Source organism: Ramlibacter monticola, assembly GCF_016722785.1.
GTDB lineage: Bacteria > Pseudomonadota > Gammaproteobacteria > Burkholderiales > Burkholderiaceae_C > Ramlibacter > Ramlibacter monticola.
On the sequence record NZ_JAEQNE010000004.1, the window covers coordinates 26,983 to 50,626 of the forward strand.

A 23,644-nucleotide genomic window follows, 5' to 3' on the forward strand; every position below is an offset into this window, starting at 1 on the left:
CTCTCCATCAGGCATGCAACATCGCCTTGACAGGCGTTCATACGCCTCGCCGTGCCGTGGCGCAAGGGGAGCGACCGCAGCGGGCGTGTAAAGGTGCCCCGCCCCGTGGGCCCTGCGCGTCAGGGGCTTCGGACGCCCGGTTGCGCCCGCGGCGGACTTGTGCTGCGGCCGGCGGCAGCCACTTGGGTCGGGACGGAGAAAGGAACTTCATGAGGTCCAGGCAGGCGTCGAGGCGCGGCGGTTCCTGCTCCATGGTGCCCGCCCAGAGGCTGCTGAACCTGCTGTCGCTGATCGCGTCGCTGGCGGCCGCGGCGTTCGTGCTGGCGACGGATGGTGCGGTGCACGAGGCCGTCCACGTGGGGGTTCCCGCGCTGGCCTATGCCACTGCCCTGGCCGGCAGCGAGGCCGATGCGCCGGCGTGGCTGGCGCACCTCGCGATGGTCCTGAACGTCGCCGGCGTGGTGCTCTTGTCCGCGTTCGCGGTGGCGACGGGCATGGGCATCGACGGCTCCGTGTGGCTGGCGGGCTTCTATGTGGCCGAGGCCCTGCTCGCGAGCTGGAACGTCGTGTGCCTGTCCAGCCCCGCGCTGGACGCCTGAGGTCGGCCGACGCTTGGGTGAATTCCCCCAGCGGGGTCCCCACTTTCCCCACCTTGCGCCCCTGGATTTCGCGCAAACAGGCTGAAATGGAGGCGCCTGTGCAGGCCCGACCCTTGCATTGCCCTTTGCAAGACAAGGTACCGGCGACTGCGCCGGGCAAGCGTTGCAAAGGCCTCGAGGCTCGTCCTGGGGGTCCTGCAAGGGGCCGGATGGCTCACCGGCATCCGGCCCCGATTCCATCAAGGAGCGGCGAGGCAGCCATGCAAGAAATGAACGACCCCATCGACGAGGCCTACGACGCGTGGAAGGAAGCGGATGCCGTTTCGCGGGCCCTCGACCGCGAAGTGACCGAGGCCTGGCATCGCCACGACTGCGAGGGGGCCGCGCCGCCCTCGCGGGACCTGATGCGCGAGGCGGCCTGGCTGCGCCACGCCGCCCACGAAAAGCTGGACCAGGCGATCCGGTTGCTGCACGACGCGGGGTTGATCCAGCCCTCGAAGGACACCGTGCGCGCCATGCCGCGCGCCTCCCGCGCGCCGGGACCCTGCCTCATCTGATCGCGCCGCCCGCACGCAGGGCGCGCGACCGCTCAAATCACTGCTCCGAGACCGACAGGCTCTCCAGTACGCGGCGGCAGACCGGCTCGATCTCCGCCAGCGCGGACTTCACCGCGCCGGACGCTCCGCAGCTCACCAGCAGCTGGCTGTCCTTCAGGCACACGATCACGCTGCGCACCCGCAGGAAGTCGGGGGGCTCGTTGCGTTCGTAGCTGATCTCGAAGGCCGGCCGTCCCTCGCGCGGCCTGGCGAATGCCTCCACCACCCGTGCGTCCCGCACCTGCGCGCTGAGGTTCTGCAGCATCGTGCGAGCGCGCTCGGGCCGGCAGAGCGACTCCATGTCCCGCCGCTGGCGGCCGCGGCCGATCTGCAGGATGCCCGTGAGCCGGCCCTCGGCGCCGCGGAATTCGGCCAGCGCCATGTCGTCCTCCAGCGGCACCTTCTTCCAGTGGGCCGGGCGGCTGACCCGCACGTCGATGCCCGCGGAGCGCGGCAGGCCCCGGGTGCTGAACGCCTCGAAGTCGTCGGCGCGCGCCGGCGCGAGGGCTGCGCACGCGAGCGCGAAGAGGGCGAGGCGGACCCGTGGCATGGCGGGACGCAGTATGCCCGCACAATCGCCGGGTGACTTCCTCTCCCTTGCGCGCCGCCGTCGTCGGCGGCGGACCGGCCGGCCTGATGGCGGCCGAAGTGCTGGCCCGCGAAGGCGCGGCCGTCGACCTGTTCGACGCGATGCCTTCGGTGGGCCGCAAATTCCTGCTCGCCGGGCGCGGAGGCCTCAACCTCACGCACTCCGAAGCGACCGAGCCTTTCCTGCGCCGCTATGGCGAACGCGCCGATGCGCTGCGGGCCGCCCTTGCGGCCTTCGATGGCGACGCGGTGCGGCGCTGGGCCGCCGAACTGGGCATCGCCACCTTCGTGGGCACCTCGGGGCGCGTGTTCCCCACCGACATGAAGGCCGCGCCGCTGCTGCGCGCGTGGCTGCATCGCCTGCGCGCGGCCGGCGTGCGCCTGCACACACGCCACCGCTGGACCGGGTGGGAGCCGGAAAGCGGCGCCCTCGTGTTCGAATCGCCGGCGGGCCCCACCACCCACGCGGCGTACGCCACCGTGCTGGCCCTGGGCGGTGCGAGCTGGCCGCGCCTGGGCTCCGACGGCGCGTGGGCGCCCCTGCTGGCGCAACGCGGCGTCGACATCGCGCCGCTCCGGCCTGCCAACTGCGGCTTCGACGTGGCGCCCACGCGCCCGGGCGGCACGGGCTGGACCGCTCTCCTGCGCGAGCGCTACGCCGGCCACCCGGTCAAGCCCGTCGCGGCACGCCTGTCCACGCAGGCGCCGTCGCAGGACGTGCAGGGCGAGTTCGTGCTGACCGACACCGGCGTCGAAGGCAGCCTGGTGTACGCGTTCTCGGCGCCGCTGCGCGACGAGATCGCGGCGCGGGGGCAGGCCACCTGGATCCTCGACCTGCTGCCGCAGCACAGCCCGGCGCAGGTGCTGGCCGAAACCACGCATGCGCGCGGACATCGCAGCCTCTCCACGCACCTCAAGAGCCGGCTCGGCGTGGCGGGGCTCAAGATGGCGCTGCTGCACGAGCTGCTGACGCCGCCGCAGTTGAACGACCCCGTCGCGCTCGCCACTGGGCTGAAGGCGCTTCCGCTCACGCTCTCGCGTGCGCGCCCCATCGCGGAGGCGATCAGTACGGCGGGCGGCGTGCGGCTCGAAGCCCTCGACGCGCACGGCATGCTGCGCGCCGCGCCCGGCGTGTTCTGCGCCGGCGAGATGCTGGACTGGGAGGCGCCGACGGGGGGCTACCTGCTCACGGCCAGTTTCGCCACGGGGCGCGTCGCGGGGTTCGGCGCGGCGCACTGGCTGCGGCAGCACGGCGCCGCGGGAGGCGCGCGCGGGCCATGAGCGGCAGCGAAGCCTCTCCGTACTGGCTCTACCTGCTCGAATGCGAAGGCGGCGTGTATTACGCCGGCGTCGCGCTGGACGTGGAGCGGCGCTTCTTCCAGCATCTGTTCGGGGTGGGCGCGAAGTTCACTCGCGCGCGGCCTCCGCTGCGCGTGCTGGCCGCGCGCGAGTACCCGAGCAAGTCGGAAGCGCTGCGCGCGGAACTCCGGCTGAAGGCGCTGCCGCGCGGCGACAAGCCCGCCTTCTTCGCGCACGACTAGCATCGCGCGCGAATGCGCTCCGGCTGTGGCGCGAGGCACACACCTTGGCGAAACAGCGCGTCACCAGAGGCTTCGCGCGAGCCTGCGTCAGTACACTCGCCCTGCTGTTCACCCGAACAGCCACCTGCGCAACTCAGGTGCCATTTCCGGAGAAGTCAGACATGAACCGTATCGAACTCGTTGAAACCATCGCTGAAAAGCACGCCCTGTCCAAGGCCGAAGCCGGCCGCGTGCTGGACACGATCCTGGATGCCATCGTCGGCACCGTGAAGAAGGGCGGCGCGGTGTCGCTGGTCGGTTTCGGCTCGTTCAAGCAGGTCGCCCGCGCCGCGCGCACGGGCTTCAACCCGCAAGCCGGCACGAAGATCAAGATCGCCGCCGCCAAGGTGCCGAAGTTCACCGCCGGCTCCGCCTTCAAGGCCGCCGTCGACGCCAAGTTCGCCAAGCGCAAGGCGGAGAAGGCCGCCGCCGCGCCGAAGAAGGCCGTCGCCAAGAAGCCGGTGGCCAAGAAGGCCGCGAAGGCTGCCAAGCCGGCCCTGCGCAAGGCCGCCTGAGTCCAGGCACCGTCGTCCCCGTGAAGGCGGGGATGCAGAGAAAGCGGCCCGCGGGCCGCTTTCTTCCTTTGACGCCCTGGATTCCCGCCTGCGCGGGAACGGCGACGGAGGGGGTTCAGCCGAGGGCGGCGCCCACGGCGTTCACGTACAGCGCGTAGATCGATGTGCTGCCCGTCATGAACAGCCGGTTGCGCTTGGTGCCGCCGAAGGTCAGGTTGGAGATGACTTCCGGCGTGTGCAGGAAGGCCAGCAGCGCGCCACTGGGATGGTGGACGCGGACGCCGTTGGTGTCGGGGCCGCCCCAGCCCCAGCTGCACCAGACGTTGCCCTCGGTGTCGCAGCGGATGCCGTCGCAGAAGCCCGGCGCGAAGTCCGCGAACACGCGCGGGCCCGACAGCGCGGTGCCGCTCACGTTGAAGGCGATGACGTTCGCCGGGTTGTTGGGGCCGTCGGTGGCGCCGGTGTCGGCCACGTACAGCGTCTTGAAGTCGGGCGAGAAGCACAGCCCGTTGGGACGGCGCATGGGCCCTTCGGCGGCGATGCTCACCTGCCCCGCGGGGTCGATGCGGTAGACGCGCGTGGGCAGCTCGAATTCCGCCTTGTGGCCCTCGTAGGGGCCCATGATGCCGTAGCCGGGATCGGTGAAGTAGATCGAGCCGTCCTGGTGGATCGCGGCGTCGTTCGGCGCGTTGAGCTTGCGGCCCTGGAAGCTGTCGCACAGCACCGTCCACGTGCCGTCGTACTCGCGCCTGCGCACGCGGCGGGTGTCGTGCTCCATCGCGATCAGGCGGCCCTGCAGGTCCCGCGAATGGCCGTTCGAGTAGCCCGACTCCGGCTGGAACACGCTGACGTGGCCGTCGTCCTCCGACCAGCGCAGCACGCGGTGGTTGGGGATGTCGCTCCACAGCAGGCAGCCCCAGTCGCCCATCCACACCGGGCCTTCGCACCACAGCGCGGCGTCGTGGCCCATGCCGTGCCAGATGCGCTGCAGCGTGGCATTGCCCTGGCGGCCGCCGAAGCGCCGGTCCCGCACCTCGAAGGCCGGCTCCGGATACGTCACCGTCTCCTTGCCGGTCCAGTCGCGGTCGCGGCCGAACTTGTCGGTGCCCGCCGCGAGGGCGGCGCCACCCGCGGCCGCCACCGAAGCGGCCGCTGCGCGCAGGAAGCCGCGCTTGCTGCTGTCCATCATCTCCATGAGTGCCTCTCCTTTCCCTGGTGGCCCAACGGCGTCAAGGACGGCAAGGGGGTGATTGCCCGGCGCGCGCGAGACTAGTCCTGCCCCCGCGGGGCGTCAACCAGCGGGATGACTAAGGCCGGAGGAGGTGTCAGTCGACGCGCGTGAAGTGCTGCCGCACGTGCTGGCGATCGAGCATCTCGAAGTGCCACCACTCGTTGTCGATGCCGTTGAAGCCGGCACGGCCGAGGACGCCGCGCAGCAACTGCCGGTTGCGGTGCTGGGCCGGCGACAGCTCGCCGGTGGCGAGGTGCTTCACTTCGAGCTTGGGGTGCGACAGCTCGCGCATCTCGTCGTAGCCCGTGCCCATGTCGAGCTCGCGGCCCTGCGGGTCCTGCAGGGTGATGTCCACCGCCATGCCGAAGGAGTGGATCGAACCGCGGGCCGGGTCGGCCACGTACTGGCGCAGGTCCGTTCCTTCGAGGTGGTCCCAGAGCTGGATCTGGACCCGGTGGGGCCGCACGGCGTCCAGCACCAGCAGGCGGTGGCCGGGCGCTTCGGCGGCCAGCAGCGCCACCGCGCGCTCCAGGCCTTCCGCGGCCAGGCGATGCGCCCAGGCGCAGTCGAGCGAACCGTACAGGTTGCGGCCGACGAAGTTGTTCACGCCGGCATAGCGCAGGTCGACCGCGATGCCCTCGATGCTGGAGAGGTGCCGGAAATCGGGATTCGAGGCAATGTCTTCGCAACGCATCCGGCGAGGATACCGTCGGGCGAATGTCCGGGCGCGACGCATGGCCGCCGGCATTTGCTGTCACCGGCCCTGTTGCGCGCCTACGGCAGATGGGGGCCTCCTCCGCCGCCGCAGCCGCGGGCGCGGTGGCAATGTTCACATCGAGCAGGACGGATGGAGGATGGAGATGGGCACGGCAGCAGTCGAGGCGAGGCGGGAGCGACGGGAGTGGCTGTTGCGCGTGTCCTCGCAGTCGCTGCAGCGTCAGCAGGTCGGCGCCGCGGGCCCCTGCATCCAGCCGGTCCAGGCGCCGGGCGAATGGCGCCCGGCGCCTGGCTGGGCCGGGCAGAACAGCCCGGAAGCCATGGCGCAGCCGTGCGAAGAATGAGCCGCGCTCAGCGCAGCGGCACGGGCGCGATGACGGCCGGCCAGGCGCCTTGCGCGACCATCCGCGCGTCCTGGAACACCAGCCAGCTCTGCCGCCCATAGTGCGGCAGGCCGCGCTGCAGGGCCGCCAGCGCAGCGGGCGTGTCGGCGAGCACGAACACGAAAGACTTGCCGTTCTCCGTGCGCGCCGCCCAGGCGCGTGCCGTGCCCTTCAGGGCCCCATCGGCCCCCGCGCCTTCCTGCACCAGCACCTGCGGCAGCGAGCCCAGGCCTAGCTGTGCCAGCACCTTCACCAGGCCCGCCCGGTCCCCCGCCACGAACGCCGGCTGTTGCGGCGTGGCGAGCAGGGCCTCGGCCGCCACCACGGTCGGTTTCGCATCCAGCGCGCGCTCGGCCAGCGCCGTCGCCGCGACCATCCACTCCGCGTCGCCGTTGGTCACGTGCATCTGCACCCGGGGCGCGATGAAGGCCTCGCGCAGGATCGGCGGCACCGAAGCGGGAGCCAGGCGGCGCCACAGCCGCAGTTCGGGATCCAGCGTTACTGCAGCCGCGTCGGAGACGCCGTGGGCCGCCAGGTCGACCACGGTCTCGCGCTCGCGCACCCGCACCGCCAGGTCGCGCGTGGCGCCCGAGGCCTGCTGCACGCGCAGCGGCACCAGCAGGTCGAAGGGTTCGCCCTGCTGGGTCACGCGGACGCGGTTGGGTCCGGCCGCGGCGAGCGCCAGGCTGGGCGATGCGGCGCGCTTCGTCCATTGCGCGAAGAAGGTGGACAGGTCGCGGCCGCCGGCCTGCGCGAAGGCCTGCTCCAGTTCCTTCCAGCCGGCCGCGCGGAAGCGATGCGCCTGCCAGAACGCCCGCAGCCCCTGTTCGAACGCCGCCGGCCCGATCTCGTCGCGCAGCATCACGAACATCATCGCGGGCTTGGAATAGCCCATCACGGAGGAGATGCCGTGGTGCCGCGAGGTGAAGGCCGCGACCGCGGTCTCGTCGGCCGGCGCGATCGCCACCAGGTCGCGCAGCCACTCCAGCCGCATCGCGCGCGCGGCCTCCGGGCCCTGGTCTTCGCGATAGGCGTAGTCGGCCTGGAAGGTGGTGAGGCCCTCCGACCAGTTCCCGTTGCGCCAGTCCGGCACCACGCCGTTGCCCCACCAGTTGTGCAGCACCTCGTGGCCCAGCGAGGTCGCGCGGATGAAGGGCAGGCGCAGCACGTCGCGCCCGAGGTAGGTGAGGCTCGGGATGCCGAGCCCGTGCGGCAGGGGGCTGGAGACGATGCTGAAGTCGCCGTAGGGGTAGGGGCCGATCGCGCGGCTGTAGCGCTGCAGGTAGCGCACGCTGTCCTGCAGGTAGCCGGGCGCGAGTTCGGCGATCTCCGGCGGGAACCAGGTGCGCACGGTGACCACCGAGCCGTCGGCCAGCGTCGCGGCCTGCTGCGCCACCTCGTAGGGACCGGCCATGAGCCAGACGCCCTCGGTTGGTTGCGTGAAGGCGTACTCCGCGGTCCAGCGCCCGCCTTCGGTGGAGGCGCGCACCTGCCGGCCCGGGGCGAGGCCTTTCTGGCCGGCCGGCAGGTCCAGCTTCAGCGTGGAGGTGAAGGCCACGCCGGGATCCGGATACCAGCGTGCCTCCGGGGCGAGGTAGCTCCCTTCCGGCGCCGCATAGAAGGAGGCGGGATTGGCCGACTGCTGCGAGCCGGCGGGCAGGGCCGGCAGCGTGCCCGTGTACTCCAGCACGTAGCGATGCTCGCCCGGCGCGAGCGTCAGGCGGCGCAGGGCCGCGGGCGCGACCGCGTTGCCGTCCACGGTGGCGCGCGCGATGGCCAGCCGCGGGTGCAGCGTGAAGTCGGGAAGCCGATCGCTGCTCAGGCGCGCCGTGGCCTGGAGGCGGCGGCTCGCGGGATCGAGCGTCACCTCCAGCTCCAGGTGGGGCACGGCGGCGAGCGCCGCGTGCAGGGTGGCCAGCATCCACAGCGCGACGAGCTTGCAGCCCGCGCGCAGGAAGGAGAAGGAAGGGCGCAGCATGGTCCGCTATTGTCGCGGCGGCCCCGCGCCCCGCGTCAGCGGCTCGACAACTCCAGCGAGACGGGCACCGATCGGGCGCTGCCTTCGATCGCCTTGGCGGGCGTGGAGCTCGCCCGTTCCGTCGCCACGCCGCTCGCCAGCAGCGTTTCGACGATGGTCATGGCGCGCTGCTCGCCCAGGCGCTGCAGCGCCTCCGGGGGCAGGGGCTGCGTTTCCTCCAACCGGCGCTGGAGCGCTGCGTATTGCCGCGCCGCCTCGGCCTCCTGCGGCTCGCCCGGCGCGCCCATGGCGAGGCCCTGCGCGGGCGTGGCCGGCCGGGTCGCGCCCGCCAGGAGCGGCGCCGCCGCGGGGGCCGTCTGACCCGGCGGGGCCAGCGCCTTCGCCAGTTCCTCCTTGCCGAAGCGCTGCGCGTACAGGTCGCGCAGGGCCACGCGCACGGCCTGGTCCTCGACGTCGATGGGCCCCGGCTCCTGCCCCGGAGGCACCTGGATGCCGGCGAGGCGCGTCACGTCGGCGCGCAGCGCGCTGCGGCGCAGCGCGGCGCCATCGGCCGCTTCACTGAAGGGGGCCGGCACCGCGAGCTTCAGCTGCGTGCGCTTCTCCAGGATGTGCGCCACCTGCAGCAGCTTCTCGCGTTCGGGGGGCAGCAGCTTCGCGCTGCCGGGGTCGAACTCGATCGCGTCGAGGTTTTCGGACTGGATGCCGAGGGCGGCGCCCAGCGCGCGGAAAGGCGCCGTGACGATCTTGGTCAGGACGTTGCCGAGCGCCTTCCAGACCACCGCGGCGTAGCTGAACTCCGGGTCGTCGAGGCTGCCGGACACCGGCAGCCCGAGGTCGATGCGGCCGTTGCTGTCGGTGAGGATCGCGAGGGCGAGCTGCAGCGGGATCTTCAGCGCGTCCGGGCTCTCGACCTGCTCGCCCAGCGTGAGGCGGTCGATCACGACCTGGTTCTTGCCTTCGAGCCGGCCGCTCTTCACCTTGTAGCCCAGGTCCAGCGAGATCCGGCCCTCGGCGATCCGGTAGCCGGCGAACTTCATCGAATAGGGACTGGCCGGCACCATGTTGACGTTGCGGAACACGACCTGCAGGTCGGTGTCCTCCTTCGGCGCGAAGGCGCTGAACTCGCCGCGGACGCGCGCCAGCCCGAACTCGTCGACGCGGCCATCGAGCTCCACCTGCGTGCGTGCATCGCGCTGCGTCGACAGGCCGTTGATCGCGCCCTGCAGCTCGTAGATGTTGGCCGCGAACTGCGGCCGCAGGCTGAGGTCCGTGAAGTCCACCTTGGCGTCCTCGAGCCGCACGCGGTGGATGCGCACGGGGAACGCCTCGGCCGCGGCCGCCTTCGCCGCCACCGGCGCGGGCTTGGGCGCGGGTTGCTGCGCCGGCTCCCTCGTGAGCAGGCGCGCGGCGTTGATGCTGCGATCCTCGTCGATGAGCAGCTTGGCGTAGGCGCCGGTGACGCGCAGCTCGGGGATCTCCAGCCGGTTCGGCGAGACGCTCGCGCGCAGGCGCTCGGTGCCCACGTCCTTCCAGGACGCGAACAGATCCCCGTCTTCCTCGTGCAGCGCGAGGCCGCTGACGTGGGCCGTGCCCTCGTACTGGAACTGGGGCGCCTTCGCGCGGCCCGGCGCGCCCGCGGCGCCCACCAGCACCTTCCCGCGCGCCGACGCGGTGCCCTTCGTCAGCTTCAAGCGCACGTGCTGCGCGAGCAGCGGCTGCAGCGCAGCCAGCGCGATGTCCTGGACCTGCACGTCGGCCTCGAGCGCGCCGGTGGCGGGCACCATCCGGCCCTTGGTGGCCGCCCGCCCGCCGGTGGACAGCGCGAGCCCGGCGCGGAAGGGCAGGGGCTGGGCCAGGTCGGTGCCGGCGCCTTCCACTGCCAAGGCGATGTCCTGCACCTGGAGGTCGAGGCCGGTGGCCTCGTCGGCCACGTGCAGCGTGGAATCCTGCAGCGCGACTTCGCCGGTGCGCACGTTCCACTGCTCCGCGATCTCGGTGCGCACGGCCGCGGCGGTGCGGGGTTTCGTCGAGAACAGGTCCAGCGTGCCGTCGGCGCGGCGCCGCAACTCCGCCTGCACGCCATCGAGCAGCACCTTCTCGATGCCGACCTTGCGCGACTGCAGGTCGACGCTGCCGCCGGACACGGCGAGGCGGCGCATCTGCAAGGCGTGCGTGCCGCTCGCGAGTGCGAGGCGCGCGGCGTCCAGGCTGGCGCCCGAGACCTGCACCTGCGTCTTGCCGTTCACCTGGTTCGCGGCCACGGCCAGCCGCAACCCCACCTCGCCCGCGTCCAGCACCAGCGGCGGCGTCATCGATTCGTCGGTCACCTGCAGCGCGATGCGCTCCAGCAGGATCTCGGGCAGGTTCACGCGCCAGTCCGCCGGCAGCGTCGTCGTGGCGACGGGCACGCTGGCCGCGGGCCCGGCCGCCTGCACCATCAGCGACTGGAGGTCGAGCGCGCCGTGCTCGTCGCGCCGCAGCACGAGCCGCCCGTCCGAGGCCTTCACCTGCGCCACCGAGGCCTGCCGCTGTGCGAGGTCGGCCTCGATGCCGGAGAGTTCCAGCTTGCCCAGTGCGGCGAAACTGTCGCGGGCGCCTTCGTGCGCGATGCCCACTTCGCGCAGGGCTACCCGCGCGCCCGCGATGCGCGCCTCCGTCCGGCCCTGCGCATAGGAGAAGGTGTAGGGCACGACCGCATCGAGCCGGCCGGCGGCCAGCGCGGCGCGCGCGAACGGCTTCAGGTAGACCGAGAACTCGGGCAGCGGCGCGTTCTCCAGGATCAGTTCGCCGCCGGCGCGGAGCGGCTGCAGGCTCGACTGGCTCTTCCAGCGCAGCACGGTGCCCTCGCCCATGCGCGCGCTCAGGACCTCGTCGTGGCTCTGCTCCGGCAGCGTGCTGAAGCGGTCGAGTCGGAACGCGATCGGCGCGATCACGTTGTGGAAGCCGGCCCGCCGGTCGTCGAAGTCCACGCGCCCGTCTTCGACGGCGATCTTCTCGACGATCAGGCGCGGCGGCGGGCCGTCCGGCTTGGGCGGGCTGTTGCCGCGCAGGTCGGCCGCGAGGCGCACGAAGTTGAAGTCGCCGTCCGGCGCGATGCGCGGCCACAGCGCGGGGCGCGCCAGGCTCAGCTCGGCGAAGGACCAGGCGCCGCGCGTCACCGAACGCCATTGCGCCTCGGCCACCAGCTGGCCGACCGCGAGCAGGTCGCTGCCGTCGCGGTCGCGCAGCCGCACGTCGGAAGCTTCCAGGCGCAGCGTGAAGGGGTTGAAGCGCAGGTCCCCGAAGGAGAGTTCGCGCCCGAGTTCCTGCTGCGCGTGGCGCGCCGCGAGAGCCGGAACAAGCGCGGGCACGGCCCAGAAACCCAGGGCCGCGTAGAAGGCGACGGCTCCGGCCCCACCCGCAGCCCAGTACATCCATCTCGGCTTCACCGGTTCAGGATAGTCCCGCACCGGGGGGGCCGCGAAGCCCTTTGCATGGGACCTTGGTCCAATGTCCTGCCCTCCTGCCGCGACGCAGCATGCGGCGTTCCACCCCCCGCCAGAGGGGGCGTGGCGCTTCCCCTCCATGAAACCGTTTGCGCGAGGTCCAGGGTGGGCACCCGCGGCGGTGCTGCTGGCGCTCGTCCTGTCCTTCGCCGCCGAGGCCCAGGTCCGCGGCAAGGCCCCGCCGGCGGCGCCGCCCGCCCAGGAACAGCCGCCCGATCCGCTCGGCCGCAATACGCCGCGCGGCACCATCGTCCAGTTCATGCGCGCGGCGGAGCGCGACGACACCACCGCCGCACTGCGCTACTTCCAGACCACGTCCGGGCAGCGGCGGAATGCCGAGGCCCTGGTGAACGACCTCAAGGAACTGGTGGAGCGCAGTTTCAGCCAGGCCATCAACAGCATCAGCGATGCGCCGGACGGCAACCTCACCGACGGGCTCCCCGTGGACCGCGAGGCCGTCGGCCCGCTGGCCATCGCGAACACGAAGGCCGAGATCGTGCTGGTGCGGGTGAAAGACCCGCAGGCCGGCCGCATCTGGCTGATCTCCTCCGAGACGCTGGCCCGCGTGCCCGAGCTGCGCCGCCTGGCCGCGCCGACGTGGGTCGAGGGCGTGATGCCGGATGCCCTGTCGGACAATGAGGCCTTCGGCATCTCGTGGGGGCAGTGGATCGCCCTGGTGGCCTCGCTGGTACTGCCCGTCCTGCTGCTGGCCCTGCTCTCCCGCGTGGGCGCGCGCCTCGCCGCGGCGCTGCTGCGCCATCCGTCGCACCGGCTCGCGCTGGAGGCGTGGGAACGCGCCGTCCGCTGGCCGGCCATCTCGGCGATCGCGCTCGCCATCCACCTGGGCGCGACGGCGACCCTCGGGCTTCCCGTGACCTTCCGCTACGCCCATGGGCGCGTGAACATGGCGCTCCTGGTCATCGCGGTGGCCTGGTTGGCGCGAAGGGTCATGGCTCTCGCGTTCGCGCGGGCGCGCACCATCGCGTGGGGCAAGAACCGCGCGAGCACGCAGTCGCTGATGCTGCTGGGCGAACGGGTGCTCAAGGTCACCGTCGCCCTGGTGGCGGTGTTCGCCGTGCTCGCCATCGCGGGCCTCGACATGAAGACCGCGCTCGCGGGGGTGGGCATCGGCGGGGTGGCTCTGGCGCTCGGCGCGCAGAAGACGGTGGAGAACTTCCTGGGCGGGGTCTTCCTGCTGAGCGACAAGGCGCTGGCCGTCGGGGACCTGTGCAGCATCTCCAATCGCGTGGGCCGGGTCGAGGACATCACCTTGCGCTCCATCCGCCTGCGCACGGCCGACCAGTCGCTGCTTTCGATTCCGGCCGGAGTGCTGGCGCAGGCCGGGATCGAGAACTTCGCCACCCGCGAGAAGATCCTGCTGCAGAGGATCCTGCGGCTGCGGCACGGCACCGGGGTGGGGCAGTTGCAGCGCATCCTCGAGGGCACCCGCGCGCTGCTGCAGGAGGAGGCGCGGCTCGAGCCGGGGGGACGCATCCGGCTGGTCGATTTCGGCGCGCAGGCGATCGAACTGGAGCTCTTCGCCTACGTGCAGAGCGCCGACGACGCGGAGTTCCAGACGGTGCGCGAGGAACTGCTGCTGAAGATCGCCGCGCTCATCGAGTCGGTGGGCAGCGGCTTCGCGCAGCCGGCCCAGTGGGTTGCCATCGACGGCGCCCCCCGCGACGAAGCGCACGCGCGTCCGGTGCCGCCGCGCGAGGCGGCCGCGCTCAAGGAAGTGCGGCTGGCGGAGGCTCCGCAAGCCCGGCGGTGAGCGGCCCGGACGGGAAGGTCCGCAGCGCCTCGCGCATGGCCGCGGCCATCGCGGGATGCGACGGATCGTGGCCCGCGCCGGGCACCAGGCGCAGGGTGGCCCGCGCGCCCAAGGCCCGCTGCAGCACCTGCGCGCCCTCCGGCGGACAGATCGCGTCGTCTTCCCCCTGCAGGATCACGACGGGGATCGCCGGCACCTGCTCGCAGCAGGCGGGAAGGCCTTCGGAAGGCAACCAGCAGCCATGCCGCAGGTAGTGGCTCTGGACGCGATAGCGATCCACCAGCCGGGCCAGGCTCGCCGCGTCCGCCGGCGGCACCGGATCGCGCCCCTCCAGGCGCTGCTCCGCGTCCCACCAGCGGGCGGCGGCGGCGCGTTGCGCGGCCACCGGGCCGGTGGCGAACACGTGGACGATCGACTCGGGCAGGCCGGCAGCCGCGAAGAACGCCCCGATGTCCGCGGCCCGTGCCAGGAAGGGATTGCGCAGCAGCAGTCCCGACACGGCTTCGGGTTGGTCGGCGGCGTGGAGCACCGCGAGCGTCGCGCCCCAGGAGCCGCCGACGACGAGCCAGCGCCCGATGCGCAGGTGCTGGCGCAGCAGGCGCAGGTCCGCCAGCAGGTGGGCCAGCGTGTTGTCCTCGATGCGGCCGCGGGGCGTGCTCTGGCCGGCGCCGCGCTGGTCGGGGCAGAGGATGCAGTAGCGGGCCGGGTCGAAGAAGGACCGTTGCAGCGGCGAGCTGCCCGAGCCCGGGCCGCCGTGCAGCACCAGGGCGGGCAGCCCGGCAGGGTTGCCGTGCTCTTCCACGTGCAGGACATGCCCGCCGCCCACCGGGAGCCGGTGCACGATGCCGGCGGCGGCCGCGGCACCTTCGCGGGGGGCCGGACGAGCTACGCTTTCGTTCGATGTTGGCACTTTGGTGCCTCCTCAAGGGGCCGCTGCAGCGCTACCGTCGCAGGAACCACCATGCGCGCCCGCCGCCCGTTCAACCTGTCCCGGCAATTCCTGGTTGCCAGCCTGCCGATCGTCCTGGCCGGCATGCTGGTCATCGGATGGTACGTCGGCCAGGCCATCGAGCGCGCCGTCACCCACCGGCTCGCGGCGGTCACCAGCCTCTACGTCGACAGCTTCATCGCGCCGCATCTCCAGACGCTGGCCACCGGCAGCGAACTGCCGCCGGACCGGCGCGCGGCCCTGGACCGGCTGCTCACCGACACGCCCCTCGGCCGCAAGATCGTGGCCTTCAAGATCTGGAGCCGCGGCGGCCGCATCCTCTACAGCACCAATCCGACGCTCATCGGGCGCGAGTTCCCGGTCGACGACGGGCTGCGCGAGGCGCTCGAGGGTCGCGTCCACACCAGCATCAGCGATCTCGACGAAAGCGAGAACGAGCTGGAGCGCCCGCACTGGAGTCGACTCATCGAAACCTACAGCCCGGTCCACGCGGAGGGGCTCGGCACCGTGCTGGCGGCCGCCGAGTTCTACCAGACCACGGCGGAGCTCGCGCAGGAGATCCTACTGGCGCAGGCGGCCAGCTGGCTCGTGGTGGGCGGCAGCATGCTCGCGATGTACCTGCTGCTGTTCGGCGTCGTGCATCGCGGGAGCGAGACCATCGCCTCGCAGCGCGACCAGCTGAATGCCAAGATCCGCGAGCTGTCCGCCGTGGTCGAACAGAACCAGGCGCTGAGCGAGAGCATCCGGCTGGCCGCGGTGCGCACCACCACGCTCAACGAGAAGTTCCTGCGCCGCATCGGCGCGGACCTGCACGATGGCGCCGCGCAGGACCTGGCGCTCGGCCTGATGCGCTTCGAGTCCGTGGCGGAGCGCTGGGGCGGGTCCGCGCCGGCGGAGGCGGGCGCGCGCATCGCCGAGGAGATCCCGATGATCCGCAGTTCGCTGCAGTCGGCGCTGCGCGAGCTGCGGGCCACCTCCACGGGATTGCAGGTGCCGGAGATCGACCGGCTCGATGCGGTCGAGATCGCGGCGCGCGCGGTGCAGGACTTCCAGCGCAAGACGGGCTCCCGCATCGCGCTCTCGCACGAGGGCGAGGCGGCGCAGCCGTGCTGGCCGGTGAAGATCACCATGTACCGCCTGATCCAGGAGGCGCTGGGCAACGGGCTGCGCCACGGCGCGGCGTCGTGCCTGCAGGTCGCGATCGCCTGCGACGCCGAATCGATCCGGCTCGACGTGCGCGACAACGGCTGCGGCTTCGATCCGGCCGGGGTCGACGCGACGCAGCACCTCGGCCTTGCGGGGATGCGCGAGCGGGTCGAACTGCTGCGCGGGTCGGTGAGCGTGAGCAGCGCGCCCGGGCATGGCACCCTGGTCCGGGCCTGCCTGCCCATGACGGTCGAGGGTTACGCCTAGCCTCGACCGCGTAACGACTCATTGCTGAGCATGCAGCGCCCGCCCGCACCGGCTAGAGTGCGGCATGCTGTTCTCTCGCACGCACTGGATCGAGGCGATCCGCGACCGGTATCACCGGCACGCCCTCGAGAACGAGCTGCTGGAACTCGCTTCCAGGCTTCCCTACGAACCCGAATGCCGCTGCGCGTACCAGCGCCTGCTCGACGAGCATCTGCAGCTCGCCGCAGGCGCTCCTTACACGTGTGACCGAAACATTCCGGGCGTAACGACCTCCATGCGCTGAAACGCAGGGACGCGAGCCATCGCGCGTCCTGCGATGGCTCGCGTCCCTGCGCGCGTCATGCAGCACGCCGCTGCGGCGCGCCCATTCACAGCGGTTGCACATGCCTTGCTGCGGCTGCGGCCCTTTTTTTGACCTTCTCCCGTCGGAGGGCCGCCGGCCGCGTGCGTTAGTGCACAGGCCTCACCCATTAAGGCGTGGGAAGTCGGGAGGGTCCGCTTCTATAAATGCGGCGTGCGGCAGGACGGGTGCGATCCCGACGGGCCGCGCCTCAGGAGAAAGCCGATGACTGCAGCCTTCACCCCGATCACGGACCGCAGGGCCATCCACTTCACGACGGGCGCCCCGTCGCTGCAGCCGCGCAAGCTGCTGCTGGTCGACGACCACGAACTGGTGCGCTACGGCGTCAAGGCCTGCTACACCGAACTGCAGGGCGTGCCCCTGCAATGGATCGAGGCGAGCTCGCTGCAGGACGCGCTGGAGATCTATCCCCGCGAGGAGCCGATCGACGCCGTGCTGCTGGACCTGAACCTGGCAGACTGCCGCGGGCTCCAGGGCCTGCGCCAGTTCGTGCACGCGCATCCGGCCGCGCGCGTCGCGATCTTCAGCGCCACGCAGGACGAATTCGTGGTGCGGCAGGCGCGGGCGCTCGGCGCCGTCGGCTACGTGCCCAAGGGCGCGGTGGCCTCGGAGCTGCGCGACATGCTGTCGGCGCTGCTGTGGCCGCAGGGCGCGCCGCAGACCCGCACGATGGCTTCGAGCCACGCGCTGTTCCCGCGCTTTCCTTCCTCCGCGCTGTACGACCGGGTGGCCGAACTCGGGCCGCGGCACCTCGAGATCATGGAGATGGTCCTCTCCGGCTGCACCAACCAGGAGATCAGCGACGAGATGCGGCTGGCGCTCGGCACGGTGAAGAACTACGTGTCCTCGCTGCTGCTGGCGCTGGACGTCAAGTCGCGCTCGCACCTCGTGAGCCTGTTCCGCTGAGAGCCGGGATCCGCGGGACTGGCCGTGGCCCTCGCCCTCGAAGCGGCCCCGGGGACGGTGCGTCCCCCCGTTGCCCTGCGGCCCGCGGGGCGGACCGGCTACGTCGTGGTCTCCGGGCCGGGCAGCCAGGTGCCGCCACCGGCGCGCGCCGGCGGGCGCTGCGTGGACGCGCGCCTGCGCGAGGAGGCGCTGCGCGCGGCGCGCTCGGCGGCGCCCTTCCTCTTCGTCGGCCTCGCGATCGCGCTGGTGATCTTGCTGCTGGTGCTGGACGCGTCCCGCTGGCGCGGCGCCTGGTTCGCCCTGGCGCTGGCCTGCTGGTTCGCCTGGGCCGCGGCGCTGGCGCCGCCGGCGCGCTGGCTGGGACCGGGCGGCGCGTGGCGTTCGCCGGCCGTGCTGCAGGGCCTGGCCGTGGTCTCGCTGCTGGTGCCGGCCCTCGCACCGTGGCTGCCGGGGCCGCTGGCGCCGCCGCCGGAGCGCGTGCTGCTGGTGGCAGGCCTGCTCACGGTCGCCCTCACGGGCGTGAGCGCGCTGGCGTCGCTGCGCATTCCGCTCGCCGTCGCCGCGGCCCTGCCGCTGTCGGCCGCCGGCGCGGAAGCGCTGCGTCCGGGCGGCTCCCAGGGGCTCGCGCTCATCGCGGGGCTGCTCGCGCTCGGCGTGGCCATCCTCGGCTGGATGCGCCGGCAGCAGTGGCTGCGCGCCGCGCGCGGGACGCTGGAGCGCGAGGACCGCGCGCGGGAACTGGAGGCGCAGCGCGACGCCGCGGTGCGCGCCGACGAGGAGAAGAGCCGCTTCCTCGCGATCGCCAGCCACGACCTGCGGCAGCCGATGCACGCGCTGGGTTTGTTCGCCGGCACGCTGGAACGGCGCCTGCAAGGCAGCGCGGACGAACCGCTGGTGCACAACCTCGTGCGCGCCATCGACGGGCTGGACCGCTCCTTCAACGTGATGCTGGACATCTCGCGGCTGGACGCCGGCACCATCGAGCCCAACCTGCAGCAGTTCCCCCTGCGCGACCTGTTCCGGCGCCTGCACATGCACTTCGCGGGGCAGGCGGAACAGCGCGGCCTCGGCCTGCGCTTCTCGCCGGGCGGCAAGTCGGTCACCAGCGACCCGCAGTTGCTGGAGCGCCTGCTGGGCAACCTGATCCAGAACGCGGTCAAGTACACGGAGCACGGCGGCGTGGTGGTCGTCGCGCGCACCACGCGCGCCTACGTGAACGTGGAGGTGTGGGACACCGGCGTCGGCATCCCGCCGGCGGAACTGCCGCGGATCTTCGACGAGTTCTACCAGGTGGGCCGCGGGGCCCGCGCGCGCGAACGCGGCTTCGGCATGGGCCTGGCCATCGTCAAGCGGCTGGCGCGCCTGCTCGGTCTGCGCCTCTTCGTCGCATCGCGGCCGGGGCGCGGGACGATGTTCCGCGTCGGCATCCCCCTCGGCGCGCTGCCGGAACTGCAGGGGCTCGCGCCCGCGGCCGATACGCTGCCGATGCCGCAGCCCGCCTCGCAGCCGCGCACGGTGCTGATCGTCGAGGACGAGGCGCCGATCCGCGAAGGCCTGGGCCTGCTGCTGGAGGAATGGGGCTACCAGGCGGTGGCCGCCGCCACGGCGGCCGAGGCCACGCTGCTGGTGCGCGGGATCGAGAACCCGCCCGACCTGATCCTGTCGGACCTGCACCTGGGCCAGGGCCCGGACGGCATCGAGGCGATCGCCGCCGTGCGCCGCGCCTGCGCCAGCGCGGTGCCGGCGATCCTGATCACGGGCGACACCTCCCCCGAGGAAATGCGGCGCGCGAATGCCAGCGGCTACCCCGTGCTGTTCAAGCCGGTGCAGGCGCGCAAGCTGCTCAACGCGCTGCGCGGGCATATTCCCATGACGAAGTGACTTTCGGCCACTGTGCGGCGCGCGCGACGCTCCTAGAGTCGTTCGCATGTCCGATGCCGAACTCGAGTCGCTGCTGTCACCGCTGGGCCCCGACGCGCCCTGCGGGCCGGACCTCGAGTACGACCCGGCCTTCCTGGCGATGCAGGAAGCCGGCGCCGGCAAGCCGGAGCAGCAGTACGGCGACACCGTCATCCCCGCGCAGGAGCCCGACTGGCCCGTGGTGCACGAGCAGGCCCTGCAGCTCGCGGCGCGCACGCGCGACCTGCGGGTGGCGGTCTGGCTCGCGCGCAGCGGCGCGCATTTGAGCGGCCTGGCCGGCGCGGTGCGCGGCCTGCAGCTGGCGCAGCGGCTGCTGGAGCGCCATTGGGAAGGGCTGCACCCGCAGCTCGACGCGCTCGACAACGACGACCCGACGGCGCGCGTCAACGCGCTGCTGCCGTTGCTGCACCCGGCCGCCGGTCTGGCCGACCTGCGCTCGGCCAGCCTCACGGGCCGGCGCGGCGCGCTCACCGTGCGCGACCTCGAGCTGGCGCTGGCCCACGTGGAGCCGCATCCCGGTGAACCGGTCCCCACGGAGGAGGGGGTGGTGCAGGGCGTCACCGCGGCGATCGCCGAAACACCGGCGCTCGCGCAGATCCTGGCGGAGGGCCTCGCGGCGGTCCAGGCGTTGTCCGAAAACCTGGACCGCCGCCTCGCGTCCACGCAGGCCCCCGACTTCGCGCCGCTGAAGAGGCTGCTGCAGTGCGCAGCCGAAGCCGGCCGGCGCGCGGCCGGGGACGCTCCCGCGGGCGCGCAAGTCCCGGCCGTGGTGGCCACGCCGACGACGATCGTGGTGCAGGCCGGCATCGGTGCGATCGCCTCGCGCGAGGACGCGATCCGCGCGCTCGAGCGCGCCTGCGAATGGATCGAACGCAACGAGCCGAGCAACCCGGCGCCGCTGCTGATCCGGCGCTCGCAGCGCCTCATGAACCGCAACTTCATCGACATCGTGCGCGAGCTGCTGCCCGAGGGCCTCGACCAGATCGAGAAGCTCGCGGGCACGCCGCGTCCCTGACACGCAACGCCGCAAGGAGCTCCCATGGCAACCAGCAGTCAGAAGTTCATCGCCCGCAACCGCGCACCGCGCGTGCAGATCGAGTACGACGTGGAGACGTACGGGGCGGAGAAGAAGGTGCAGCTGCCCTTCGTGATGGGCGTGCTGGCCGACCTTTCGGGCAAGCCCAGCGAACCCTTGCCGCCGGTGGGCGAGCGCAAGTTCCTCGACATCGACGTCGACAACTTCGACGCCCGCATGAAGTCCATGAAGCCGCGCGTGGCCTTCCCGATCCCGAACACGCTCACGGGCGAAGGCAACCTGGCGGTCGACGTCACCTTCGAGAGCATGGACGACTTCTCGCCGGCCGCGGTGGCGAGCAAGGTCGAGGGCCTGCGGCAACTGCTGGAGGCGCGCCAGCAACTGGCCAACCTGCTCACCTACATGGACGGCAAGACCGGGGCCGAGGACCTGATCTCCCGGGTGATCGCCGACCCGGCGCTGCTGAAGGCGCTGGCCGATGCGCGCAAGCCGGCCGCCGACGCAGGCCAGTCGCCCAACGCCTGACGGGAGGAACGCACCATGGCTGAAATCACCGAATCGCAAGCGCAGGCCTCCGCCCTGCAGGGCATCGAGTTCCAGGGCGGCGAGTTCGCGGCGCTCCTGAACCGCGAGTTCAAGCCCAAGTCCGACGACGCCAAGAGCGCCGTCGAACAGGCGGTGCTCACGCTGGCGCAGCAGGCGCTGGTGAACACCACCCTGATCAGCAGCGACGTGATGGTGTCGATCGAGTCGATGATCGGCGAGCTCGACACGCGCATCTCGAAGCAGGTCAACGCGATCCTGCACCACGCCGACTTCCAGCAGATGGAGAGCGCGTGGCGCGGCCTGCACTATCTCGTGAACAACACCGAGACCGACGAGATGCTGAAGATCCGCGTCATGAACATCACCAAGCAGGAGCTGGGCAAGACGCTGAAGCGCTACAAGGGCACGGCCTGGGACCAGAGCCCGCTGTTCAAGAAGGTGTACGAGGAGGAATACGGCCAGTTCGGCGGCGAGCCCTTCGGCTGCCTGGTGGGCGACTACTACTTCGACCACAGCCCGCCCGACGTCGAGATGCTGGGCGAGATGAGCAAGGTGGCGGCCTCGGCCCACACGCCCTTCGTCGCCGCGGCCAGCCCCGCGCTGATGCAGATGGGGTCCTGGCAGGAACTGGCGAATCCGCGCGACCTCACCAAGATCTTCACCACGCCGGAATACGCGGCCTGGCGCTCGCTGCGCGCGTCGGAGGATGCGCGCTACGTCGGCCTCGCGATGCCGCGCTTCCTGGCGCGCCTGCCCTACGGCGCCAAGACCAACCCGGTGGAGGAATTCGACTTCGAGGAGGAGACTTCCGGCGGCGAGCACGGCTCCTATGCGTGGGCCAACTCCGCCTACGCCATGGCGGTCAACATCAACCGCTCCTTCAAGATGTACGGCTGGTGCTCCTGCATCCGGGGCGTGGAGTCGGGCGGGGCCGTCGAGGGCCTGCCCACCCACACCTTCCCCACCGACGAGGGCGGCGTGGCGATGAAGTGCCCGACCGAGATCGCGATCAGCGACCGGCGCGAGGCCGAACTGGCCAAGAACGGCTTCATGCCGCTGGTGCACCGCAAGAACTCGGACTTCGCCGCCTTCATCGGCGCGCAGTCGCTGCAGAAGCCGACGGAATACGACGACCCCGACGCCACCGCCAACGCCAACCTGGCGGCGCGCCTGCCCTACCTGTTCGCCTGCTGCCGCTTCGCGCACTACCTGAAGTGCATGGTGCGCGACAAGATCGGCTCCTTCCGCGAGCGCGAGGACATGGCCAACTTCCTCAACAAGTGGATCATGAACTACGTCGACGGCGACCCGGCCAACTCCTCGCAGACCGTCAAGGCGCAGAAGCCGCTCGCGGCCGCCGAAGTGGTGGTGGAGGAGGTGCCCGGCAATCCCGGCTACTACACGTCCAAGTTCTACCTGCGGCCGCACTACCAGCTCGAAGGGCTGACCGTCTCGCTGCGGCTCGTTTCCAAGCTGCCGTCGGCCAAGGCGGCCTGAAGGCTTTCCCCCACCCACCAGGAGTGTTTTCATGAGCAGCGACGTGAGCATCAAGTTCGACGGCATCGACGGCGAGTCGTCCAAGCCCAAGGGGGAGATCGAGGTGATCTCGTGGAACTGGGGCGTCAGCCAGACTACCGGCGCCAGCAGCGGCGGCGGCTCGGGCAAGGGCAAGGCCATCCCGGGCGACTTCCACTTCAAGCACCGCTACGACAAGGCCTCGCCCGTGCTGGCCAAGCACTGCGTCGCGGGCAAGCACTTCCCGACCGTGAAGCTGACGGTGCGCAAGGCCGGCGAGGGCCAGCAGGACTACCTGACCGTCGCCATGAAGGAAGTCTTCATCACCAGCATCGCCCCGGGCAGCGCCACCGACGGCGAGGTGGTGGAGGACGTGAGCTGCAGCTACAAGGACGTGGAGTTCGCCTACAAGCCGCAGGACGACAAGGGCGCCCTGGGCGGCGAGGTGAAGTTCGGCTGGAACGTGGCCACCACCGAGACGCGCTGAGCGGCGAGCGGAGGGCGGCCATGCAGGAGAGTCTTCCCACCGGGTCCGCGGCGGCGCCCGCCGCCGACATCTTCCTGCACGTGAAGACCAAGCGTGCCGGCAAGATCAAGGGCGAGGCCTCCTCCCCGGAGCACGTGGACGACATCGTGGTCAGCGCCTGGAACTGGGGCCTTGCCGCGGGCTCCGCGATCGGCTCCGGCCAGGCGACCGCCCGCCGCTCCTACAAGCACCTCGCCATCGTCAAGCGCATCGACAGCGCCAGCACCAGTCTCATGAGCGCGCTCGCCACCAACGACGAGGTGAAGGAGGCACGGCTGGCGATGCGCAGGGCGGGCGACGGCCAGGTCGACTACTTCGCCATCGTGCTGGGCGGCGCGCGGGTGGCGGCGATCGACCTGGAGGTGGACGACGAGGGCACGCCGGTCGAGCGCGTGCAGTTCTCGTTCACCAGGGTCGACGTCGAATACCGCCGGCAGGAGGGCTCCGGCCAGGCGGGTGCCAGCAGCCTGTTCTCGGACGAAGTGCTGCCCAGGTGAACGCGCCATGACTGCCGTCGACCCGCGCAACCGCCTGCAACCCTCCCTGCTCGATCGCCTGTGCGACGACCAGCCGGGCGAGCGGGCGGAGGCCGAGGACCGGCGCGTGATGTCCAAGGCGCAGCTGCGCGGGGCCGTGCTGCGCGACCTGTCCGCGCTGTTCAACGCGGTCCAGCCGCTGGGGGCGCAGGCCGACGCCTGGCCGCTGGTGGGCGAGAGCGTGCTGCAGTTCGGCCTGCCGCCGCTGTCGGGGCGGCTGGCGTCCTCGCTGGACGTGACGGTGCTGGAGGGGCTGATCCGGCAGGCCATCGTGCGCTTCGAGCCGCGCATCCTGCCGGACACCCTGCAGGTGCGGGCGCTGGAGGCCGGCAGCGTGCTGGACACGCACAACGTGATCGAGTTCGAGATCCGTGGCGAGCTGTGGTCGCACCCGGTGCCGCTGGAGGTGCTGCTGCGCACGCAACTGGACCTGGAGGCGGGGCAGGTGGAGGTGCGCGACGCGGCCGGGGTGGCGCCCTCGCGGGCGCGCTGA

Annotated in this window: 23 protein-coding genes; 17 read left to right on the plus strand and 6 right to left on the minus strand. The window is 71.8% G+C overall.

All coding sequences use genetic code 11. The features are described 5' to 3' along the window. The first annotated feature begins 209 nt into the window (after positions 1 to 209). On the plus strand, positions 210 to 599 hold the full coding sequence (locus JJ685_RS16805) for a hypothetical protein (protein ID WP_201675477.1): 390 nt from the start codon (positions 210 to 212) through the stop codon (positions 597 to 599). A 260-nt stretch (positions 600 to 859) separates the two neighbouring features. Then, positions 860 to 1,156 (plus strand): hypothetical protein, encoded by a 297-nt coding sequence (locus JJ685_RS16810; RefSeq protein WP_201675478.1) that lies wholly within the window; start codon positions 860 to 862, stop codon positions 1,154 to 1,156. 37 nt (positions 1,157 to 1,193) lie between these two features. Here JJ685_RS16810 and JJ685_RS16815 read toward each other — a convergent pair whose 3' ends face one another. After that, a complete protein-coding gene (locus JJ685_RS16815; protein WP_201675479.1) occupies positions 1,194 to 1,745 on the minus strand; it encodes a hypothetical protein in 552 nt (183 codons plus the stop codon). 32 nt (positions 1,746 to 1,777) lie between these two features. Here JJ685_RS16815 and JJ685_RS16820 point away from each other — a divergent pair, with 32 nt between their 5' ends. The 3 genes from JJ685_RS16820 to JJ685_RS16830 all read left to right on the plus strand — a co-directional run bounded on the left by JJ685_RS16820 (position 1,778) and on the right by JJ685_RS16830 (position 3,878). Next, complete coding sequence (locus tag JJ685_RS16820) at positions 1,778 to 3,064, plus strand: BaiN/RdsA family NAD(P)/FAD-dependent oxidoreductase (RefSeq protein ID WP_330901789.1); 1,287 nt, start codon at positions 1,778 to 1,780, stop codon at positions 3,062 to 3,064. Beyond that, positions 3,061 to 3,324, plus strand: coding sequence for a GIY-YIG nuclease family protein (locus JJ685_RS16825; RefSeq protein ID WP_201675480.1), 264 nt, complete (start codon positions 3,061 to 3,063; stop codon positions 3,322 to 3,324). The genes JJ685_RS16820 and JJ685_RS16825 overlap by 4 nt, the downstream gene beginning before the upstream one ends. A gap of 161 nt (positions 3,325 to 3,485) precedes the next feature. Beyond that, positions 3,486 to 3,878: an HU family DNA-binding protein gene (locus JJ685_RS16830; protein WP_201675481.1), complete on the plus strand. Its 393-nt coding sequence runs from the start codon at positions 3,486 to 3,488 to the stop codon at positions 3,876 to 3,878. A 115-nt stretch (positions 3,879 to 3,993) separates the two neighbouring features. On the opposite strand, the gene JJ685_RS16835 is transcribed toward JJ685_RS16830, so the two are convergent. Continuing rightward, the gene (locus JJ685_RS16835; protein ID WP_201675482.1) at positions 3,994 to 5,073 is read right to left on the minus strand and encodes an SMP-30/gluconolactonase/LRE family protein; all 1,080 of its coding nucleotides are present in this window, start codon (positions 5,071 to 5,073) and stop codon (positions 3,994 to 3,996) included. 130 nt (positions 5,074 to 5,203) lie between these two features. After that, positions 5,204 to 5,803 (minus strand): M15 family metallopeptidase, encoded by a 600-nt coding sequence (locus tag JJ685_RS16840; RefSeq protein ID WP_201675483.1) that lies wholly within the window; start codon positions 5,801 to 5,803, stop codon positions 5,204 to 5,206. A gap of 160 nt (positions 5,804 to 5,963) precedes the next feature. Between JJ685_RS16840 and JJ685_RS16845 the strand changes: the two genes are divergently transcribed. After that, complete coding sequence (locus JJ685_RS16845; RefSeq protein WP_201675484.1) at positions 5,964 to 6,170, plus strand: hypothetical protein; 207 nt, start codon at positions 5,964 to 5,966, stop codon at positions 6,168 to 6,170. Between the two features lie 7 nt (positions 6,171 to 6,177). Here the strand turns inward: JJ685_RS16845 and JJ685_RS16850 are convergent, their stop codons facing one another. Together JJ685_RS16850 and JJ685_RS30535 are read right to left on the minus strand one after the other, a co-directional pair. Continuing rightward, the gene (locus tag JJ685_RS16850; RefSeq protein WP_201675485.1) at positions 6,178 to 8,187 is read right to left on the minus strand and encodes a M1 family metallopeptidase; all 2,010 of its coding nucleotides are present in this window, start codon (positions 8,185 to 8,187) and stop codon (positions 6,178 to 6,180) included. 35 nt (positions 8,188 to 8,222) lie between these two features. After that, entirely contained in the window at positions 8,223 to 11,600 is a 3,378-nt protein-coding gene (locus JJ685_RS30535; RefSeq protein WP_201675486.1) for a DUF748 domain-containing protein, read from the minus strand. Between the two features lie 151 nt (positions 11,601 to 11,751). Between JJ685_RS30535 and JJ685_RS16860 the strand changes: the two genes are divergently transcribed. Then, on the plus strand, positions 11,752 to 13,443 hold the full coding sequence (locus tag JJ685_RS16860) for a mechanosensitive ion channel family protein (protein WP_201675487.1): 1,692 nt from the start codon (positions 11,752 to 11,754) through the stop codon (positions 13,441 to 13,443). Here the strand turns inward: JJ685_RS16860 and JJ685_RS16865 are convergent. After that, positions 13,400 to 14,353 (minus strand): alpha/beta fold hydrolase, encoded by a 954-nt coding sequence (locus JJ685_RS16865; RefSeq protein WP_330901790.1) that lies wholly within the window; start codon positions 14,351 to 14,353, stop codon positions 13,400 to 13,402. The genes JJ685_RS16860 and JJ685_RS16865 overlap by 44 nt on opposite strands. A 51-nt stretch (positions 14,354 to 14,404) precedes the next feature. On the opposite strand from JJ685_RS16865, the gene JJ685_RS16870 reads away from it, so the two are divergent. The 10 genes from JJ685_RS16870 (at position 14,405) to tssE (ending at position 23,644) form a co-directional block, all read left to right on the plus strand. Continuing rightward, the gene (locus tag JJ685_RS16870) at positions 14,405 to 15,805 is read left to right on the plus strand and encodes a sensor histidine kinase (RefSeq protein WP_201675488.1); all 1,401 of its coding nucleotides are present in this window, start codon (positions 14,405 to 14,407) and stop codon (positions 15,803 to 15,805) included. A 64-nt stretch (positions 15,806 to 15,869) separates the two neighbouring features. Next, entirely contained in the window at positions 15,870 to 16,088 is a 219-nt protein-coding gene (locus JJ685_RS16875; RefSeq protein WP_201675489.1) for a hypothetical protein, read from the plus strand. Between the two features lie 282 nt (positions 16,089 to 16,370). Continuing rightward, positions 16,371 to 17,072, plus strand: a complete 702-nt coding sequence (locus JJ685_RS16880) for a response regulator transcription factor (RefSeq protein WP_201675490.1) — start codon at positions 16,371 to 16,373, stop codon at positions 17,070 to 17,072. Between the two features lie 24 nt (positions 17,073 to 17,096). Then, positions 17,097 to 18,953 carry an ATP-binding protein gene (locus tag JJ685_RS29865; RefSeq protein ID WP_201675491.1) on the plus strand — a complete coding sequence of 619 codons (1,857 nt, stop codon included), beginning with the start codon at positions 17,097 to 17,099 and terminating at the stop codon, positions 18,951 to 18,953. 46 nt (positions 18,954 to 18,999) lie between these two features. After that, on the plus strand, positions 19,000 to 20,007 hold the full coding sequence (tssA, locus tag JJ685_RS16890) for a type VI secretion system protein TssA (protein WP_201675492.1): 1,008 nt from the start codon (positions 19,000 to 19,002) through the stop codon (positions 20,005 to 20,007). 24 nt (positions 20,008 to 20,031) lie between these two features. Next, entirely contained in the window at positions 20,032 to 20,553 is a 522-nt protein-coding gene (tssB, locus tag JJ685_RS16895) for a type VI secretion system contractile sheath small subunit (protein ID WP_201675493.1), read from the plus strand. A gap of 15 nt (positions 20,554 to 20,568) precedes the next feature. After that, positions 20,569 to 22,071 (plus strand): type VI secretion system contractile sheath large subunit, encoded by a 1,503-nt coding sequence (gene tssC / locus JJ685_RS16900; protein WP_201675494.1) that lies wholly within the window; start codon positions 20,569 to 20,571, stop codon positions 22,069 to 22,071. Positions 22,072 to 22,102: 31 nt separating this feature from the next. Continuing rightward, complete coding sequence (locus JJ685_RS16905; protein WP_201675495.1) at positions 22,103 to 22,576, plus strand: Hcp family type VI secretion system effector; 474 nt, start codon at positions 22,103 to 22,105, stop codon at positions 22,574 to 22,576. A 20-nt stretch (positions 22,577 to 22,596) separates the two neighbouring features. Continuing rightward, positions 22,597 to 23,112: an Hcp family type VI secretion system effector gene (locus JJ685_RS16910; protein ID WP_201675496.1), complete on the plus strand. Its 516-nt coding sequence runs from the start codon at positions 22,597 to 22,599 to the stop codon at positions 23,110 to 23,112. A 7-nt stretch (positions 23,113 to 23,119) separates the two neighbouring features. Then, a complete protein-coding gene (gene tssE / locus JJ685_RS16915; RefSeq protein WP_201675497.1) occupies positions 23,120 to 23,644 on the plus strand; it encodes a type VI secretion system baseplate subunit TssE in 525 nt (174 codons plus the stop codon).

Coding starts and splice junctions, on each gene's coding strand:
- JJ685_RS16905 (WP_201675495.1), top strand. CDS start 22,103: ATGAGCAGCGACGTGAGCATCAAGTTCGACGGCATCGACGGCGAGTCG.
- JJ685_RS16910 (WP_201675496.1), top strand. CDS start 22,597: ATGCAGGAGAGTCTTCCCACCGGGTCCGCGGCGGCGCCCGCCGCCGAC.
- JJ685_RS16845 (WP_201675484.1), top strand. CDS start 5,964: ATGGAGATGGGCACGGCAGCAGTCGAGGCGAGGCGGGAGCGACGGGAG.
- JJ685_RS16835 (WP_201675482.1), bottom strand. CDS start 5,073: ATGGAGATGATGGACAGCAGCAAGCGCGGCTTCCTGCGCGCAGCGGCC.
- JJ685_RS16875 (WP_201675489.1), top strand. CDS start 15,870: ATGCTGTTCTCTCGCACGCACTGGATCGAGGCGATCCGCGACCGGTAT.
- tssE (WP_201675497.1), top strand. CDS start 23,120: ATGACTGCCGTCGACCCGCGCAACCGCCTGCAACCCTCCCTGCTCGAT.
- tssC (WP_201675494.1), top strand. CDS start 20,569: ATGGCTGAAATCACCGAATCGCAAGCGCAGGCCTCCGCCCTGCAGGGC.
- JJ685_RS16805 (WP_201675477.1), top strand. CDS start 210: ATGAGGTCCAGGCAGGCGTCGAGGCGCGGCGGTTCCTGCTCCATGGTG.
- JJ685_RS16840 (WP_201675483.1), bottom strand. CDS start 5,803: ATGCGTTGCGAAGACATTGCCTCGAATCCCGATTTCCGGCACCTCTCC.
- JJ685_RS30535 (WP_201675486.1), bottom strand. CDS start 11,600: ATGTACTGGGCTGCGGGTGGGGCCGGAGCCGTCGCCTTCTACGCGGCC.
- JJ685_RS16825 (WP_201675480.1), top strand. CDS start 3,061: ATGAGCGGCAGCGAAGCCTCTCCGTACTGGCTCTACCTGCTCGAATGC.
- JJ685_RS16815 (WP_201675479.1), bottom strand. CDS start 1,745: ATGCCACGGGTCCGCCTCGCCCTCTTCGCGCTCGCGTGCGCAGCCCTC.
- JJ685_RS16860 (WP_201675487.1), top strand. CDS start 11,752: ATGAAACCGTTTGCGCGAGGTCCAGGGTGGGCACCCGCGGCGGTGCTG.
- tssB (WP_201675493.1), top strand. CDS start 20,032: ATGGCAACCAGCAGTCAGAAGTTCATCGCCCGCAACCGCGCACCGCGC.
- JJ685_RS16830 (WP_201675481.1), top strand. CDS start 3,486: ATGAACCGTATCGAACTCGTTGAAACCATCGCTGAAAAGCACGCCCTG.
- JJ685_RS16810 (WP_201675478.1), top strand. CDS start 860: ATGCAAGAAATGAACGACCCCATCGACGAGGCCTACGACGCGTGGAAG.
- JJ685_RS16870 (WP_201675488.1), top strand. CDS start 14,405: ATGCGCGCCCGCCGCCCGTTCAACCTGTCCCGGCAATTCCTGGTTGCC.
- tssA (WP_201675492.1), top strand. CDS start 19,000: ATGTCCGATGCCGAACTCGAGTCGCTGCTGTCACCGCTGGGCCCCGAC.
- JJ685_RS16880 (WP_201675490.1), top strand. CDS start 16,371: ATGACTGCAGCCTTCACCCCGATCACGGACCGCAGGGCCATCCACTTC.
- JJ685_RS16850 (WP_201675485.1), bottom strand. CDS start 8,187: ATGCTGCGCCCTTCCTTCTCCTTCCTGCGCGCGGGCTGCAAGCTCGTC.